This is a genomic window from Vibrio sp. 10N.222.49.C9 (assembly GCF_041474985.1).
Taxonomy (GTDB): Bacteria; Pseudomonadota; Gammaproteobacteria; order Enterobacterales; family Vibrionaceae; genus Vibrio; species Vibrio crassostreae_C.
On sequence record NZ_JBFRVD010000677.1, the window covers coordinates 1 to 289 of the forward strand.

The 289-nt window shown below is 48.8% G+C and carries 1 protein-coding gene; it reads left to right on the forward strand.

Going from position 1 to position 289, the window contains the following annotated elements; all coding sequences use genetic code 11:
- Positions 1 to 289 (forward strand): fumarylacetoacetate hydrolase family protein (locus AB4585_RS25040; RefSeq protein ID WP_372171458.1); only part of this gene is annotated, 289 nt, incomplete at both ends.

Genomic DNA, 289 nt, shown 5'->3' on the forward strand with positions numbered 1-289 from the left:
ATGTGCACTTTGAAGGAGAGCTTGTCTTGGTCATAGGTAAAGAGACTCGCTACGTAACGGAAAGCGAAGCCAGTGACGCCATCTTTGGTGTGACAGTGGGTAACGATATTACCGAGCGAGGTTGGCAAGGCAGAGACTTGCAATGGCTACGGTCAAAAGCGGCAGATGGGTTTGGTCCAATAGGAGCCACCATTACCCGTGGAATGGATTACAACAATGTCATTCTTACTACCCGCTTGAATGGCAAGGTGGTACAACAAGAATCCACCAAGAACATGATTCACAGCCC